We start from the raw sequence: 15,784 nt of genomic DNA, 5'->3' as shown, positions 1-15,784 counted from the left end.
TCAACAACCTCAGATGCCCCCAGTCTCTCCTGAGCGTCTCAACCGTCTCTCCGGCCCGTCTCCGCCATCTAAAGCGTCCCAACAACAACCTCAGCGCCGCCGGTGAAGGGGGTTCTAAGCATAACAAACATAAGCCGCAAGCAGAAAATTACATCTTGGCGCATTTTTTTGCACATTCAAAAATAAACTATAAATAACAGATTGTTAGCATCCATCGACGTACTGAAATACAGGCATAATCCAGGGGTATGTCGCCTTGAACCCCAAGCAGCTCTTTTGTTCGCCAATGGCTTGGCACAACATATTGGGGCTCAGCGGCATCCGGGCCCAAGACGGTGCGGCTCGAAACACCGAGTCGAAACTCTGTGAACCACCGATTCATCACGCGCGCTGCACAAAAAAGATCAATCTGGCTCGATGGGTGCGAGAAAATACTTCGCAAAACCCCATAGGACGATCAGCATATGAACAGACCTTGCGCATTTGCGCCTGATACGGTCTGCTCCTGCCTGAGCAGGTGCAATTCAAGACGTGGTGTATATGACCCTCACCCTTTCTTATCCGATGGTACGCAATGTCGGCTTTGATGGTGTACTGGTCACCTTTGCCGAAACCATGTCAGATCCCGCGAACCGCGCAGCCCTGTCGTTCCGGGCCGAGGTTGAGCGGCTGGACCTCGATGGGGTGTTGGAGACATCGGCCACGCTTGGGTCCGCTTATCTTCGGCTTGATCCGGCCCGGGTGACCCACGCGGATATGGCAGGCACCCTCAAGGAACTGCTGAAGACAAGGGACTGGTACAATACTCCCCTCCCCTCAGGTCGAAAGCTATGGCGGGTGCCTACGGTCTATGGCACGGACCTCGCTCCGCAACTCGAGGATGCGGCACAGGCGGCAGGTCTGAGCCCCACCGAAGCAGTGCGGCGGCTGAGTCATTCTAAGGTACGTGTTTTGACAATCGGGTTCGCGCCGGGCCAGCCCTATCTCGGGCCACTCGGGCCCGAGTTCAACATCCCAAGACTGCAAGACTTGACACCCATGGTCCCCGAAGGCGCCCTGGTGCTGGCCATATCTCAGTTCGTTCTGTTTTCCGGCCCCACGCCAACCGGATGGCGGCATATCGGTCAGACGGCTTTCCGTTGTTTTCGACCCGATATGACAGAGACATTCACCCTAGCACCCGGAGATGAGCTGCTGTTCGAACCGGTATCGCGTGATGATCTGGAGCGTATCCGCGCCAACAATGACGACGGGCTTGGTGGCGCGACCTTCCAAGAGATCACGCCATGAGCCTGATCGTCCGACGCATCGGCCCCGCCTGCACCATTCAGGATCAAGGGCGCGTGGGGTATCTCGATCAGGGGCTTTCGCGATCCGGGGTGGCTGACATATTAGCGCTGCATGAAGGGGCGGTGTTACTGGGTCAAAGCCCAGACTTTGCGGCCTTGGAAATGGCAGGCATGGGTGGCGAATTCGAAGCCACCCAACCCGTGCGGATTGCGCTAACTGGTGCGCCAATGCAAGCCAATATCGACGGGGCTGCGATTGTCTGGAATGCATCGCATCATCTGGAACCGGGGCAGCGCCTGACAGTTGGCGCGGCATTGCAGGGCAGCTATGGCTACCTGCATCTGGGGGGGGGGATCGACAGTGAGATGTTCCTCGGTTCTCGGTCAACCCACCTGACCGCCAAGGTCGGTCGCTCGGTCAAGGCAGGCGATACCCTGCCTGCCGGGCCAGACACGGGCGAGACCGGATTTAAGCTGCCGCCTGCTGATCGTTTTGATGGCTGTACGCTGCGCGTTCTTGAAAGCTTTCAAACCCCTCTCTTTGATACGGACACTCTGACCCGGTTTACTCGAACCGAATTCAAACGGGGAACGCGCGCCAACCGCATGGGAATGCAATTGGAAAGCAATGGTGAAGGGTTCGCTGCCAAGGATCAACTGAACATCCTGTCAGAGGTCATAACCCCCGGCGACGTCCAGATGACCGGAACCGGCAACCCGTTCATCCTGCTGCCCGAATGCCAGACAACCGGTGGCTACCCTCGGATCGCCACTGTTCTGCCCTGCGACATGCCGCGCGCGGTGCAGGTACCGGCGGGCGGGATGATCCGTTTCGAATTCGTATCTCTGGAAGAGGCCATGCAGTTAGACGCCGCCTTTCGATCCGATCTGGCCCGGTTGCCGGGGCGTATCGAGCCACTCATACGTGACCCGCATGACATTGCGGACCTGTTGTCCTACCAATTGATCGGCGGAGTGATCTCTGCCACCGACTAAGGAGACCTGTTGATGCCGCGCGTGGATCTGAATGCCGATATGGGCGAAAGCTTTGGCCCCTGGAACATGGGTGATGACACAACCCTGCTGAAGATCATCACCTCGGCCAATATCGCCTGCGGGTTTCACGCCGGCGACTGGGACGTGATGGCCAAGACGATGACATTGGCGGCCGAGAACGGTGTCGGCATCGGCGCGCATCCGGGCTTTCCCGATCTTCAGGGCTTTGGCCGTCGCAATATGAAACTGCCCCATGACAGCCTGCGCAATCTGGTGCGGTATCAACTGGGCGCGGCGATGGGCATGGCGGCAGCTGTTGGCACCAAAGTGCGGCACCTGAAACTGCATGGCGCTCTGGCCAATATGTGCTCGGTCGATATCGACATGGCGCGGGCCTGCTATCAGGGGGCGCTGGATGTTGATCCGGACATCATCATCATGGTGCTGGCGGTGACAAAACAGGAAGCGGCGGTGCGCGAACTTGGCTGCAAATGGGTGGGCGAGATCTTCGCCGACCGTGGCTATAACGACGATGGCACTCTGGTCGATCGCAGCCTGCCCGGCGCGGTGATTCATGACCCCGAGATCGCCGGGTCGCGCATCCTGAACATGGTCCGCGAAGGGGCGATTATCACCGAATCTGGCAAACACCTTGAGACCGCAATCGATACGATCTGTCTGCACGGCGACGGGCCAACGGCAGTGCAGATCGCCCGTTCAGTCCGCGAAAATCTGATCGCGGGCGGGGTCGAGGTGACAAAATTCACTCGATAGACATCTGGGCGTAATCCGGAAGACCTAAAGTCTGGATGTTGCCCGAACGGGGTTCAGCGCCTAGCATGCATCCAAGTGCATGTTCTGAATACTGTTATTCCAGCCAATTTGGCCCGGCCATTGCGCATGCAGCCGGATACCCCGCAAGGAGGCGCGCATGTCTTTTGATCTGATGTCTTACGAACCGCGAGGCGACAAGAAGAACTCGGACTTCTTTCACGAATATCTGCCGATGATCTACGAGCGGCGAACCAGCTCGGGCATCGCCGATCAGGTCGGACCGATGCGTGCGATTGTCATTCAGGTCGAAACCACCGCCCTGTTCGATACGATGCTCGAACTTTATGTCATGACCCCCTATCGCCATTCGGCCAGCCATCTGGGCCGGACACATAAATTCTCGGTCCTGCATTCGCATGCCAACTACCCGGCGCTGATCCTGATGGCCCCGCTGAGCGATGGGTTTGAAGACTTCATTCCCCGGATCAACCGTATGTATCCGCTCGCCCGCAAAACCCCACAAACCCGTTACGTCGGAGAGATCTTTGCCGCGAGCGATCTGAACGCACTGACCAAGACGCTCGAAGATCAGAACATCCGGTTTGAGTATTCCGGCGACACCGAAAACCCGTTTTACACTCTGGATGGCTTCCGTTTCACCACACCTTCAGATTTCACCTGCAATCGCGTTGGATACTCCACGCTGGATTTCAACGACCCCGACAGCCTTGGCCTTGGGGATCGAGTGCTGCTCAGCGATGCTGAAAAGGCAAAGCTTGAGGAAGCAGCCGCATTCGGCAATGACAGCAACATCGCGCCATTGATGCTGGGCATTGACCACCTTGCCACGCGGGTTCTGGCGGGTGAACGAGAAGATGCGATCCTCGAATTTCTGACGATGGTACCCTACTATTTCTGGGGCGCATACAACATCTTTGACATGAATTCCTCGACCAATGTGAACCGCAACGCCAATGTGGATGATGACAAGAAATCCCCGGCCAAAGTGTTCACCGCAAACAACACGCCGTCTTTCGTGAATTCTTTTGCGAAGCTGCCGATGCCAACCGAAGACTTTGTGCGCAATTTTGGCCGCCGCCTACATCATATGGCCGTCGAGATTCAGGATGGGGACCATGGCGCGGGTAAAAAGAATGTCGATTTTGTCGTCAATACACTGAAGGACAAAGGTGTGCCGTTCCTGGCGCACGTGGTCGGGGAATGCAAAGACGACCCGAACCTGAAACAGATCTTCTCGAAGCATTCGAAATGCACGCTGCTGATCACCGAATATATCGAACGCTGCCACCACTATGATGGGTTCTTCACCAAGGATAACGTGGCAGCCCTGACCGCAGCGGCGGGACAAGACGAACAATATGAACATGGTCACGTATTCGACTGAGAGCCTGAGATGAAAAAAGGGCTGCGAAACGCCGCAGCCCAGACCCATCAGGAGAGAGAATGTCGGATCTTATGACGGCCCGATCATGAAACAGGTGACATTGCGCGCCTGAAGGCGACGGCAGGCCAGATCGGCCTGTTCCCGGGTCATGCCCTGAAACGTTGCCTCGAACCCTTTCGAGCTTTGGCTGACCTTGCGCAGCGTGCCTTCCAAAGTGGTCATTTCTGACAACGCCGTTTTCAGCAGGATTTTCTCGGCCTCATAGCGCGAGGTGTAGCGGCCCACATTCACGCCCCATAGATGCCCGCCAGATGTGGACAGACGGGTCACAACCTCTTGTTCGGGTTCCGGCTGCTCAGCGGGCTCAGCTTGTGCCACGGTCAAGTTCTCAGGCCGCAAGGCTGGGCGCGTGTCCGAGCTTTCGACCGGAGGGGCTGTTGGCGCTATGTCGGCCTCGGCGATTGCTGCGGCAATACCGTCCTGGATGCGATCCCGGTTCTGGTTCGCGGTTTCAACAACGGCGCTGGCGACCTGTGTGGCAACGGGACGAATAACTGGGCGCAGGCTTGCCTTGGGCGCACCGCTGACAGCCGCCACCTGGGTCGAGCCGCCAAGACCCGTGTTGCCCGCATAAGCAGGTCGTCCGGGTTTGCGAATGGGCGCACGCGACGGGGCGCGACGGAAGCCCATATCCAACAGCTCGGCAACCTTCGCGTTCCGAGACGCGCCCGACTTGCCACCAAATACGGTTGCGATGATGCGCTCATCCTTGCGCTTGGCCGACGCAACGAGGTTGAAGCCTGCAGCGCGGGTATATCCCGTCTTGATCCCGTCCGCACCGCGATACGCGGCAAGCAGGCGGCGGTTCGTGTTCGGAACAGTCTTGATCCCGGCATTGGTCGATTGGCGCGAGAACAGGTTATAGTATTGCGGATAATCATACAGCAGGTGACGCCCCAGCGTGGTCATATCGCGCGCGGTAGACAAATGCCCCGCCTCGGTCAGACCATGAGCGTTCTTGAAGGTCGTGCGGCTCATCCCCATCGCCTTGGCGGTCCGGGTCATGCGACGCGCAAACGCGGCCTCGGATCCGCTCAGCGCGATGCCAATGGCAGTGGCTGCGTCATTGGCCGATTTCACAGCCGCTGCGCGGATGAGATACCGAAACGCAATCGTTTGACCGGAACGTAACCCAAGCTTCGACGGCGGCTCGGCTGCCGCTGCTTTGGTGATACGAACCGGCGTGTCCAGCGTGATCTCGCCATTCCGAACCGCTTCAAACGCTATATACAGCGTCATCATCTTGGTCAGTGACGCCGGATGCAGCCGAGTATCGGCGTTGCGCGAATGAAGGACCTCTCCGGTCCGGGCGTCGATCACCATAGCCGCATAAGGTGCCGCCAAAGATTTAAACGGCGCAAAAGAAAGCACCATCATCAATACGATGAGAAATAAGCCCATTCGGGCCGGAACTGTCCGCCGAACCTGCACGATCTTTGCCTCTGTCTGCCTCGCGCCGCCGGGTTTTCCCGGTCAGCTAGATTTTATTCTGCTTAGCGGCAAGGCTAACACAGAGGCCTTTTGAAATAAACCGAAAGCTGTGGTTTTTGCGGTTTCGTTGCGGTGCAAAAAGAGTGCTATATCTAGCTGTGCGATGCGTCCTGAACACTAGATCGGGGGCATTTCGGGGAACGCCGCAATCCACTCGCGGATTTTTCTTTGACTGAGGCCAAACAGCAACATCAACAGATCGCGCTAAGCAAATCACTCAGACCGCCTAAATCACGCAGCTCTCGGAATCTCTTGGCGTCGACGGGGGCATCCGCATGCTCGACCTCCCAAACCAGACCGTGCGGCACGTAAACGCCCCAGCAACCAGCCTGTATCGGGGCGACAACATCGGACCTCATTGAATTCCCGATCATCATCGCCGCAGCCGGGCCATCACCATGGGCCTCAAAGATCGCTCGATAGGTGTCCGAGGTCTTTTCCGACACAATCTCAACCGCATCGAACAATTCACCCAGACCTGACTGGGCCAGTTTGCGCTCCTGATCAATCAGATCGCCCTTGGTGATCAATACCACGCGATGGGCTTTTGCAGCTTCTTCGATGGCGTGCTGAGCATGCGGCAAAAGCTCGATTGGATGGGCCAGCATTTCCTGCCCGGCTTCGATTAATTGACGGATCACCGAGGCGGGAACGCGATCTTCGGTCACTTCAATAGCGGTTTCGATCATCGACAGAACAAAGCCTTTGATACCATAGCCATAGTGCCGGATATTGCGCTTTTCCGCCTCCAGAAGACGCTCCATTAGATGGTCATGTTCGGCATGATCGGACAAAAGCGATGTAAAATGCGCCTGCGTTAGCTGAAAGAACCGTTCGTTGTGCCACAAGGTGTCGTCAGCATCGAAGCCTATGGTGGTGAGTTTTTGCGTCATCCCGAATACGCCTGCTGCCTCTTTCCTCTGACGGGAACGACGTTATATAAGCGCACAAGTAAACCCAATCCCTGAATCGGACAGTTGCGCGCGATGCTGGAAAACCAATGGATGATGTCTGACAAGTCGGACGACGACGGTGATGCGTCCGTTCTGGTCCAGACGCGCCCAAAAACCAAGCGCCCGCCTTTGTACAAGGTGCTGCTGCTGAACGACGATTACACGCCGATGGAATTTGTCGTTCACGTGCTGGAGCGGTTCTTTGGCATGACCCATGCGCAAGCGTTCGAGATCATGTTGACCGTGCACAAGAAAGGCGTGGCTGTCGTGGGTGTGTTCAGCCATGAGATCGCCGAAACCAAGGTGGGCCAGGTCATGGATTTTGCCCGCAGGCACCAGCACCCTTTGCAATGCACTATGGAACGTGAAGAGTAAGCCCCGCGCTGCTGTTCGACATATTCGGCCATGTCCCCTCGCCTAAACCTTGCCTTGCAAAGCGGTTTGACGCTGTCACAGCCGCTGACCGTATTTGGCCCGACGCCAGATGATGATTTGTCGGGTTTGCCTCGTGAAACGCAAATCGTGCAACCATTCAAACCGTTCCACGATTGTTTTGCAGCGCTTGGGTTCACCGCCGTGCCCGAGGCCATCGGGCCCTGTGAGGATGCAATTGTCCACCTGCCTCGCGCCAAGGCGCTGGCCCGTGCCTTGATCCATCGCGCCTGCAGCCAAGCCACAGGCGTTATCGTTGTCGATGGCGCAAAGACCAACGGTATAGACAGCGTGTTGAAGGACATTCGCAAGCGCGTCGCTGTTGAAGGGCCCCTTTCGAAAGCACATGGCAAGATATTCTGGTTTCAGTCTGATCCTGCAGCGTTTGCGGATTGGGCCGCGCCGGAAACTCAGAGTGTCGATGGATATCAAACTGCACCCGGCGTGTTCTCAGCAGATGGCGTGGACCCCGCCTCGGCGCTGTTGATGCAGAGCTTGCCTGCCAAACTGGGGGGGCACATCGCGGACCTTGGCGCCGGATGGGGGTATCTATCCGCCGAACTTCTGAAACGCGACGAGATCAAGACATTGGATCTTGTCGAGGCAGATCATGCGGCGCTCAACTGCGCGCGGGCTAATGTTAAAGACGACCGGGCCATGTTTCACTGGGCCGATGCGGGCACGTGGGTTGCCGATCCCAGGGATACAATCATCATGAACCCGCCGTTTCATACGTCGCGCAGCGCCGACCCGACCCTTGGTCAGGGCTTTATCGCCTCTGCCGCCCGCAACCTGACCCGCAATGGCGATCTTTGGATGGTTGCCAACCGCCACCTGCCTTATGAAGCCGCGTTGACCGAGCATTTCATCAAGGTTGATGAAGTCGCCGGTGATAATCTGTTCAAGGTGTTTCATGCCTCTCGCCCTCGACGTTGAGGCCCGTTAACCTGCCCACCTAATCAGGAGGATTCGGATGTCCTTTTCCATAGCTGGCAAGACAGCAATCGTGACAGGCGGGGCCAACGGGATCGGGTTGGCCATCGGCCGCCATTTTGCAGATGCCGGGGCCAATGTTGTCTTTGCGGACATGGACGAAAAGCGTCTGGTCGAGGAGCTGGGCGAACAAGCCGATGACAGCAATATTCGATATTTCGCGGGCGATCTGCGTGAAAAGCTGACCATTGCCAACCTGCTGTCAGCTACTTTGGACGCCTTCGATCAGGTCGACATTCTGATCAACGGCGCAAGGCAGGTCATCCCATCTGATCCGCTGGACCCCGATGATGATTCCGTTCGCACGTTGCTGAATCAGAACCTGATGCCTGCACTGCGGCTGAGCCAGCTGGTGGCAAAGCGTATGATCAAGCAATCAGACAATGATGATGACGAAGATCCGGCAGGTTCAATCATCAACCTATCATCTATCGCCGCACGACGAACCCATCCTGATCTGATGGCCTATTCGGTTTCCACGGCGGCTTTGGATCAGATGACACGATCGCTGGCTGTGGCGCTGGCCCCTAGTCGGATTCGCGTGAATTCAATTGCCTTGGGGTCGGTGATGAGTGCCTCGCTCCAGTCGACACTCAAGGAAAACCGGGATTTTCGCGACGATATCGAAAAACACACACCACTGGCTCGCATCGCCGCCCCAACCGAACTGACCGAGACCGCCCAGTTTCTGGCATCCGACGCTGCGGGCTTTATCACTGGTCAAATCCTTACAATTGACGGTGGCCGGACCTTGCTGGACCCTGTCGCGGCCCCGGCTCATTAACACGCCATGTTCGAAAGAGAAAAATCCACCGCATCCGCATGGTTCCGTCAATTGCGTGACGATATTGTTGCCGCGTTCGAAACCCTGGAAGACAGTCACAACATCGGCCCGTTCTCGGATGCCACGCCAGGCCAATTCGAGATCAAGGAAACCAAGCGTCAATCCGAAGATGGCTCGGACGCGGGCGGTGGGCTGATGTCTGTGATGCGCGGCGGGCGTGTGTTTGAGAAGGTCGGCGTAAACGTCTCAACCGTGTACGGCACTTTGGGCGCACGGGCGCAGCGGGCGATGGCTGCCCGCAAAGGCATCCCCGGCATGAAAGACGATCCGCGTTTTTGGGCCTCGGGCATCAGTCTGGTTGCGCATATGCAGAACCCGCATGTTCCGGCGGTCCATATGAACACACGCATGTTCTGGACCCCTCATGCCTGGTGGTTTGGCGGTGGGTCTGACCTGAACCCATGCATCGAATATGATGAAGATACTTCGCATTTTCACGCGACCCAAAAGGCGCATCTGGACCCACATGGCACTGAACACTATCCACGACTGAAGGACTGGGCGGATGAGTATTTCTATATCCCGCACCGAAAACGCGCCCGGGGTGTCGGGGGCATCTTCATGGATGATCACTGCGCCGGGGATTGGAACACCGATTTCGCACTGACACAGGATATTGGTCGCGCGTTTCTACCCTCCTTTGTCCCGCTGGTTGAAAAACGCAGGGTTCAGGCCTTTGGTAATAGTGAAAAGAACACCCAGCTGGTACATCGCGGCCTCTACGCCGAATACAATCTGGTCTACGATCGCGGCACGAAATTTGGCCTTGAAACAGGCCACGATCCGGATGCGGTGTTGATGAGCTTACCGCCGTTGGCGAAATGGGTTTGACCCTCAAAAGCCAAAGTCGATGAAGTTGTCGTAGCAGTAGTTCTGCGCCGAAGAGGCCGACATATTCTCGCCCACGCGCTTAACAGTAATCGAGTATCCCGGGTTCGTATCCGCGCCGGGCGGTGGCGTCAGCGAGAACTGAACTGTTCGCACGCCGGGCTCATAAGCCTTGGAGATGTATATTCTCTGGTTATTTGGCACGCCAAGTGTACGCACCGCATAATCCCCGATTCCACACCAATAGTTGACCGGCGCGGAAGAACCGATTGCTTTGACCTCATATGTTCCGTCTTTCAGAGGTGTAATGTCCGTCCGAAACTGCGGGGTGACATTCAATCCAAATCCAACGGCCCCTGCCAAACTTGGGGCCAAAAGGGTCGCGCCAAGCGCACATATTCTGAACAATGACATAGCAGACGCTCCAAACCAGAACCCGTGTCTGCTCCTAAAAATAGATACTTGAAGCTCCGAGTAAAGCCGACCAACAGCAACGTGACCCTTTGTGTGATGCCGCTTGGGCTGCGTCACAAGATGCGTCCTCCGACATCTTGCGGCGCCAAGGCCACGGTTTTGATCACCGCATAACAGGTCGCCCCGGCCTGCAAGCCCAATGCGTTGACTGAGCGTCGTGTCACCCGCGCAAGAACAACTCCGGCAGGTGTTTTAACCGAGACAATCGCGCCCGGTCCATCGCCTGACCGGATCGTCTCAACCTGTCCACTGAGCACATTCAAAGCCGACAGCCCCTGTGGTGGCTGGCTTGATAGAATGACCTCCTGCGCCGGGATGCGGATGCGCAAGCTCTCACCCACCTGATGTGCGATGCGGGGCAGAAACAGGCGTTCCCCGCCGGCATCCAGCTCGGTCAACCCATCCGAGTGATGTTCTTTGACTCGCACTTGCAAGACCGCTCCGATGGCGCGCACGCCAGCAGGTGCAACTGACGGATCAGACAGGACATCCGAGGCCAGACCATGGCGGGCAACCTTGCCATCCTGCAAAGCCACAACTGATGTCGCAAGCCGCGCCACCTCAGCGGCCGAATGCGTGACGTATAGGATCGGGACCGAAACCTCATCTCTGAGCCGTTCGAAATAGGGCAATATCTCGGCCTTTCGGGCCTCATCCAGCGCTGCCAAGGGTTCATCTGCAAGGATCAAACGGGGGCTGGCAAGCAAAGCACGCCCGATCGCCACACGCTGCTTTTCCCCACCCGATAACAGGGTCGGTCGGCGGCTCAGCAAATGGCCGATGCCCAGCATCTCGATGATCCGATCGGGGTTTTCTTGCCGCGCACCACGCGGCGCAAACCAGCGACCGTAGGACAGATTCTGGCGAACGGTCAGGTGCGGGAACAGTCTCCCTTCCTGAAAGATGTAACCCAGGCGACGCTTATGGGGTGGCAGCCAGTGCTGTGTTTCGGCATCAAACAGAACCCAGTCATCCACGACCGCCCGCCCCGCTTCGGGCCGCAACAGGCCAGCCACTGCGTTCACAACCGTAGTTTTGCCTGATCCCGAACGCCCAAACAGCACAGTTACCCCCTGCGGCGCGTCAAAGGTCAGATCAAGATCGATTCCCGGCAAATGGTGTTTCAGGCGCACAGATAAGCTCATGACCCGGCCACCCTTGCTGCCGCACGGCGCCCCACATATTCAGATAGAAGCAAAGCCCCCATTGCGATGATGATCGAGATCACAACCAAACGGGTGGCGGCCGCTTCGCCCCCTGGCACTTGAAGGAAAGCATAAACGGCCGATGGCAGCGTCTGGGTTTGTCCGGGAATATTAGAGACAAACGTGATCGTCGCCCCGAACTCTCCCATCGCTTTGGCAAAGGCCAGGATCGATCCGGCGATGATCCCGGGCAGGATCATCGGCAAGGTCACAGTCGCAAACACCATCAGCCGCGATGCCCCAAGGGTCGAACCCGCCTGTTCCAACTTTGGATCCACCGCTTCGATCGACAGCCGAATGGCGCGGACCATCAGGGGAAACGCCATGATTCCTGCGGCCAGTGCCGCGCCGGTCCACCGAAAAGCGACAACAATCCCAAGTTCGGCCAGAAACCGGCCCATTGGTCCCTGAACGCCAAATGTCAGCAGCAGCAAGTACCCCGTGACAACAGGCGGCAAGATAAGCGGCAGATGGACCAAACCGTTCAACACCTGACGCCCCGGAAACCGCCATCGGGCTAGCGCGTAGGCCACAAATATCCCGAATGGCAAAGTGGCCAGAGTAGCCCATACCGACACGCGCAGCGACAGCCGAAGCGCTTCCAGTTCAGCCGGGCCCAACCACTCCATCCCGATCACCTGCCCGGCAGGGAAAACCCCTGCTTCAGGAAAACAGACATAGCGTCATTGGTTTGAAGAAACTCCAGAAATGAAGCAGCCTCAGGCGTTGGAACCCGCATCAAGGCTGCAGGGTAGACTATGGGGGGATGCGTCTCGGCTGGTATTTTACTAACAACACTTACCCGTCGGTCTGCGATCGCGTCCGAGCGATAAACAACGCCCAAAGGTGCCGCCCCAGTTGCCACCAGCGCAAGCGCAGCGCGCACATTATCCGTCTGCGCCACCTGCCCTCGAACCGCGCTCCAAAGCCCAAGATTTTCCAGCGCTGACTTGCCATAGATTCCGGCAGGCACCACATCAACCAGCGCCATGGCCAGGTAACCGCCAGCCAGCTCGGTCTCTATATCATAGTCTGAGCTGATGTGTTCGACTGGTGCCTGATCTGAAGCCCCAATCAGAACCAACCCGTTACTCAGCAAACCCACACGCGAAGCCGGATCAATCAATCCTTGATCCTGCAGGAAATCCATCCAATCGGAATTTGCCGAAATGAAAATATTCGCAGGTGCACCCGCCTGAATCTGGCGGGCCAGAACGGATGAAGCTGCATAGGAAACCGTGATGTTCACCCCGGTTTGTGTGCTGTAGGCAGATGCAAGCTCATCCAGCGCCGTTTTCAGGCTGGCAGCGGCAAACACCAAAACACCATCGGCTCCGGCCCGGATCGGAGCCAGAATGAGCGTAGCCAGTACCAAAACCGCCAATACCGCGCGGCGGGTCATTAAGAAAGCCATCCAAACTCCGGGCCGGGAAACGGCCGTCTGGTTCTGGAATATCGGAGGCAATGGGTCAGCCGCAAGCATGTTTCCCACGATCAGGTGGTGTTTGTGATATCTGCTATACCTCGCTTGCGAATGTGGGCGCCTGCCTGCCCTCCGGCCTCAGACCCGGTGACAGTACAGACGGTTTCACTGATCAGAGTAAAACAATCCGATAAAATCCACTCAACCCTCTTGCACCCGCCCACAGGCTTGTCTAAATGCAGCGCTACGGGTGATTAGCTCAGTTGGTAGAGCGCTTCGTTTACACCGAAGATGTCGGGAGTTCGAGTCTCTCATCACCCACCATTCACAACACTTAGGTTCTAGGTACGCCTTTTTCGAACGAGTGCGTTTCATCAGAGAATCTCAGTTGCCCTCCGCGCGGATATCACTGACCCTCCGACCCGCGATTCCCCAATTTTCCAGTGGCACCTCGTCAATCACAACGAATGTCGTTGCGGGGTTTTTGTTGAGCACTTTGTGCATCAGGTCGGTGACGCCGGAAATCAACTGCGCCTTATCTTCGGGTGACGGACCTGTGCCTTCAGGTCCGCCCTCTTGTGTTACCTTGATGTTTACGTAAGGCATCGTCCTAGTCCTTTCTCTCGACAAATGAGAAGACCTTGGTCAGCACGCGCCAACCGTCCTCTAAATTGATCACTGTCAGCAAATCCTGATAGTTGCGTCCCATCATCGTCATGCGTGCCTCGACGATGCCGATCCGGTCGCCTTTGAGAGTGATCCGTTCGATAACTTCCTTGCGCGGATCGCCGCGTGAGGCGGGCGGTGTACGGGCATCGATCCGGTCCATGTAGGCCTCTAGTCCCATCACTTCGTAGGTGCCAAGGGTGCCGTTCACGTAGACCAGATCCTGATGGAACACCGCGCGCAACACATCGCTGTTCGAGTGGTAAAGCCCGTCAAAATAACGTTCCATCACGCTCTGGATTTCATGAACATTGTGAAGCTGCATCACGCCAATCCCTCTGCAATAAAGGCCGCGTTGACAGACTCGCGATCGGCGATGCGATCGACGTAGGCGGCGATGTTAGGCCAGGCTGACAGGTCAATGGCCTTGAAGTTAGCCCAGTAGATCAGAACGAATGTGTAAGCATCCGCAACCGAGAACATCTCGGCGACCAGATAGGACCGCCCGTCAGATAGAACCTTTTCGAGATAGTCGAATTTCGAGCGAACCTTCGCCTCTGCTGCCGCCTTTTCCGCATCTGTTGAGCTATCGGAAAAGAGCGGCCCCCAGGCCTTGTGCAACTCGGCGGCAGCGTAGTTCAGGAATTGCTGCAACCGGGCACGTTCGACGCTTCCAAGCGGCGGAGAATAGGCGTGATCGGCATGGGTATCAGCAATGTGCTGAAGAATGGCTACGCCTTCGCTCAAATACACGCCATCCTCAACTTCAAGCGTTGGTACATAGCCGTTCGCATTGATTTCCTTATAATTTCTTCCGCTTTCCGTTTGCCCCTTGGTGGTGTCAACAGCCTCGATCTCAAATGTCTCACCAACCTCATTCAGCATGATATGGCTGGCCAACGAACAGGCTCCGGCTTTGTAGTACAGTTTCATCTCAACCTCCTTTTCATGAGTGCAGGTCAGAGATAGCAATCAAGTAAAACGATTGATAATATCGTGTTTTCATCATAATGATCTACTACTTAGATCATTAGTAGTGTGACATGACCTTAGACCAGCTCATTGCTTTGGACGCGATTGTTGCCACCGGAACCTTTCGGGCGGCCTCTGAGCGTTTGAACAAAGCGCAATCTGCCGTTAGCCATCAAATCCGAAAGCTGGAGGCTGAACTGCAGTTTGATCTGTTCTCTCGCGAGACCTACCGGCCTAGTCTGACACCCGAGGGTGAGATTTACTTTCGTGAAGCGACGCGTGTGCTGGAACAAGTGCACAGGCTGCAATCCGTCGCGGCTGGATTGCGCAGTGAACAAGAGCCCTCGATATCGATCGCGGTAACGGCCACAACCTCGCTGGACCCGGTCCTGAGCCTGCTGGGCACTATCAGAGAGAGATATCCGGGAACTAGCATCCATGTGGCGTCGGAAATGATGGGCGGACCTTTGGCGCGGTTGATGGAAGGCAGCGCAGATATGATCATCGCGGGTCTTGAGGGCGTTCCGATTGACGATGTCGAAACACTCCCCTTCGGAACCATCACGATACGACCCGTTGCAAGCCCAGACTTCCCGGCCGCGCATCGCCCCGGCATCCGATCGAGGCGCGAGATGCAGGGTTATACGCAAGTTATCGTTTCAGGCACCGGCGGGCAGGATTTCGATCAAAGTCGGGATGTTCTATCAGGTGGGCACCATTGGACAGTCTCCGATTTCGAAGCGAAGAAAACCATTATCAAAGCCGGGCTGGGCTGGGGTGGCTTACCGGAACACCTGATGAAGGATGAGTTGAGGAGCGGAGCGCTGGTTCCGCTGCGCGTCGATGGTTTCCCCACACGCCATACCGAGATTTTCGCGATCCGGCGCAGGGATTATCCGATGGGAAAAGTCATGTCCGACATTTGGGCAGAGCTTGAGACGGCCCATTGATAGATGGACCTTCCTTAAGAACACCAAAA

Annotated in this window: 18 protein-coding genes, 1 tRNA gene and 1 pseudogene; 11 read left to right on the top strand and 9 right to left on the bottom strand. The window is 56.8% G+C overall.

Annotation, left to right across the window (positions count from 1 at the left end; translation table 11 throughout):
• The 5 genes and pseudogenes from ABLN87_RS12670 to ABLN87_RS12650 all read left to right on the top strand — a co-directional run.
• Positions 1–197, top strand: a pseudogene (locus ABLN87_RS12670) (hypothetical protein); the annotation flags it as partial.
• A gap of 343 nt (positions 198–540) precedes the next feature.
• On the top strand, positions 541–1,290 hold the full coding sequence (locus ABLN87_RS12665; RefSeq protein ID WP_353010734.1) for a 5-oxoprolinase subunit B family protein: 750 nt from the start codon (positions 541–543) through the stop codon (positions 1,288–1,290).
• On the top strand, positions 1,287–2,285 hold the full coding sequence (locus ABLN87_RS12660) for a biotin-dependent carboxyltransferase family protein (protein ID WP_353010732.1): 999 nt from the start codon (positions 1,287–1,289) through the stop codon (positions 2,283–2,285). Before ABLN87_RS12665 ends, ABLN87_RS12660 begins: the two co-directional genes overlap by 4 nt.
• 12 nt (positions 2,286–2,297) lie before the next feature.
• Positions 2,298–3,059 carry a LamB/YcsF family protein gene (locus ABLN87_RS12655; protein WP_353010730.1) on the top strand — a complete coding sequence of 254 codons (762 nt, stop codon included), beginning with the start codon at positions 2,298–2,300 and terminating at the stop codon, positions 3,057–3,059.
• 157 nt (positions 3,060–3,216) lie between these two features.
• Positions 3,217–4,464 carry a hypothetical protein gene (locus ABLN87_RS12650; protein WP_353010728.1) on the top strand — a complete coding sequence of 416 codons (1,248 nt, stop codon included), beginning with the start codon at positions 3,217–3,219 and terminating at the stop codon, positions 4,462–4,464.
• A gap of 69 nt (positions 4,465–4,533) precedes the next feature.
• Here ABLN87_RS12650 and ABLN87_RS12645 read toward each other — a convergent pair whose 3' ends face one another.
• Together ABLN87_RS12645 and ABLN87_RS12640 are read right to left on the bottom strand one after the other, a co-directional pair.
• Positions 4,534–5,925 carry a D-alanyl-D-alanine carboxypeptidase family protein gene (locus tag ABLN87_RS12645; protein ID WP_353010726.1) on the bottom strand — a complete coding sequence of 464 codons (1,392 nt, stop codon included), beginning with the start codon at positions 5,923–5,925 and terminating at the stop codon, positions 4,534–4,536.
• A 281-nt stretch (positions 5,926–6,206) separates the two neighbouring features.
• Positions 6,207–6,908 (bottom strand): HAD family hydrolase, encoded by a 702-nt coding sequence (locus ABLN87_RS12640; protein ID WP_353010724.1) that lies wholly within the window; start codon positions 6,906–6,908, stop codon positions 6,207–6,209.
• Between the two features lie 93 nt (positions 6,909–7,001).
• On the opposite strand from ABLN87_RS12640, the gene clpS reads away from it, so the two are divergent.
• Genes clpS through hemF form a run of 4 tightly spaced genes read left to right on the top strand, consistent with a single transcriptional unit; the run spans position 7,002 to position 10,068 of the window.
• Positions 7,002–7,343 carry an ATP-dependent Clp protease adapter ClpS gene (gene clpS / locus ABLN87_RS12635; RefSeq protein WP_170536540.1) on the top strand — a complete coding sequence of 114 codons (342 nt, stop codon included), beginning with the start codon at positions 7,002–7,004 and terminating at the stop codon, positions 7,341–7,343.
• Between the two features lie 30 nt (positions 7,344–7,373).
• Positions 7,374–8,336, top strand: a complete 963-nt coding sequence (locus ABLN87_RS12630) for a class I SAM-dependent methyltransferase (RefSeq protein ID WP_353010722.1) — start codon at positions 7,374–7,376, stop codon at positions 8,334–8,336.
• A 37-nt stretch (positions 8,337–8,373) separates the two neighbouring features.
• The gene (locus tag ABLN87_RS12625) at positions 8,374–9,177 is read left to right on the top strand and encodes an SDR family NAD(P)-dependent oxidoreductase (RefSeq protein WP_353010721.1); all 804 of its coding nucleotides are present in this window, start codon (positions 8,374–8,376) and stop codon (positions 9,175–9,177) included.
• 6 nt (positions 9,178–9,183) lie between these two features.
• The gene (gene hemF, locus ABLN87_RS12620; protein ID WP_353010719.1) at positions 9,184–10,068 is read left to right on the top strand and encodes an oxygen-dependent coproporphyrinogen oxidase; all 885 of its coding nucleotides are present in this window, start codon (positions 9,184–9,186) and stop codon (positions 10,066–10,068) included.
• 3 nt (positions 10,069–10,071) lie between these two features.
• Here hemF and ABLN87_RS12615 read toward each other — a convergent pair whose 3' ends face one another.
• The 4 genes from ABLN87_RS12615 to modA all read right to left on the bottom strand — a co-directional run bounded on the left by ABLN87_RS12615 (position 10,072) and on the right by modA (position 13,158).
• A complete protein-coding gene (locus ABLN87_RS12615) occupies positions 10,072–10,479 on the bottom strand; it encodes a hypothetical protein (RefSeq protein ID WP_353010717.1) in 408 nt (135 codons plus the stop codon).
• A gap of 113 nt (positions 10,480–10,592) precedes the next feature.
• Complete coding sequence (modC, locus tag ABLN87_RS12610; RefSeq protein WP_353010715.1) at positions 10,593–11,684, bottom strand: molybdenum ABC transporter ATP-binding protein; 1,092 nt, start codon at positions 11,682–11,684, stop codon at positions 10,593–10,595.
• Positions 11,681–12,373: a molybdate ABC transporter permease subunit gene (modB, locus tag ABLN87_RS12605; protein WP_353010713.1), complete on the bottom strand. Its 693-nt coding sequence runs from the start codon at positions 12,371–12,373 to the stop codon at positions 11,681–11,683. Before modB ends, modC begins: the two co-directional genes overlap by 4 nt.
• A gap of 5 nt (positions 12,374–12,378) precedes the next feature.
• Positions 12,379–13,158, bottom strand: coding sequence for a molybdate ABC transporter substrate-binding protein (gene modA, locus ABLN87_RS12600; protein WP_353010711.1), 780 nt, complete (start codon positions 13,156–13,158; stop codon positions 12,379–12,381).
• 257 nt (positions 13,159–13,415) lie between these two features.
• On the opposite strand from modA, the gene ABLN87_RS12595 reads away from it, so the two are divergent.
• Positions 13,416–13,491 (top strand) — tRNA-Val (locus tag ABLN87_RS12595).
• 60 nt (positions 13,492–13,551) lie between these two features.
• Here the strand turns inward: ABLN87_RS12595 and ABLN87_RS12590 are convergent.
• Genes ABLN87_RS12590 through gstA form a run of 3 tightly spaced genes read right to left on the bottom strand, consistent with a single transcriptional unit; the run spans position 13,552 to position 14,766 of the window.
• Entirely contained in the window at positions 13,552–13,773 is a 222-nt protein-coding gene (locus ABLN87_RS12590; protein WP_353010709.1) for a tautomerase family protein, read from the bottom strand.
• Between the two features lie 4 nt (positions 13,774–13,777).
• Positions 13,778–14,158, bottom strand: coding sequence for a nuclear transport factor 2 family protein (locus ABLN87_RS12585; RefSeq protein ID WP_353010707.1), 381 nt, complete (start codon positions 14,156–14,158; stop codon positions 13,778–13,780).
• A complete protein-coding gene (gstA, locus tag ABLN87_RS12580; protein WP_353010705.1) occupies positions 14,158–14,766 on the bottom strand; it encodes a glutathione transferase GstA in 609 nt (202 codons plus the stop codon). Before gstA ends, ABLN87_RS12585 begins: the two co-directional genes overlap by 1 nt.
• Before the next feature lie 110 nt (positions 14,767–14,876).
• On the opposite strand from gstA, the gene ABLN87_RS12575 reads away from it, so the two are divergent.
• Positions 14,877–15,755, top strand: coding sequence for a LysR family transcriptional regulator (locus ABLN87_RS12575; RefSeq protein ID WP_353010703.1), 879 nt, complete (start codon positions 14,877–14,879; stop codon positions 15,753–15,755).
• Positions 15,756–15,784 lie beyond the last annotated feature (29 nt).

Origin of the sequence: Ruegeria sp. SCP10 (assembly GCF_040329495.1) — a bacterium.
GTDB lineage: Bacteria > Pseudomonadota > Alphaproteobacteria > Rhodobacterales > Rhodobacteraceae > Ruegeria.
This window is presented reverse-complemented; position numbering and strand designations above follow the sequence as displayed.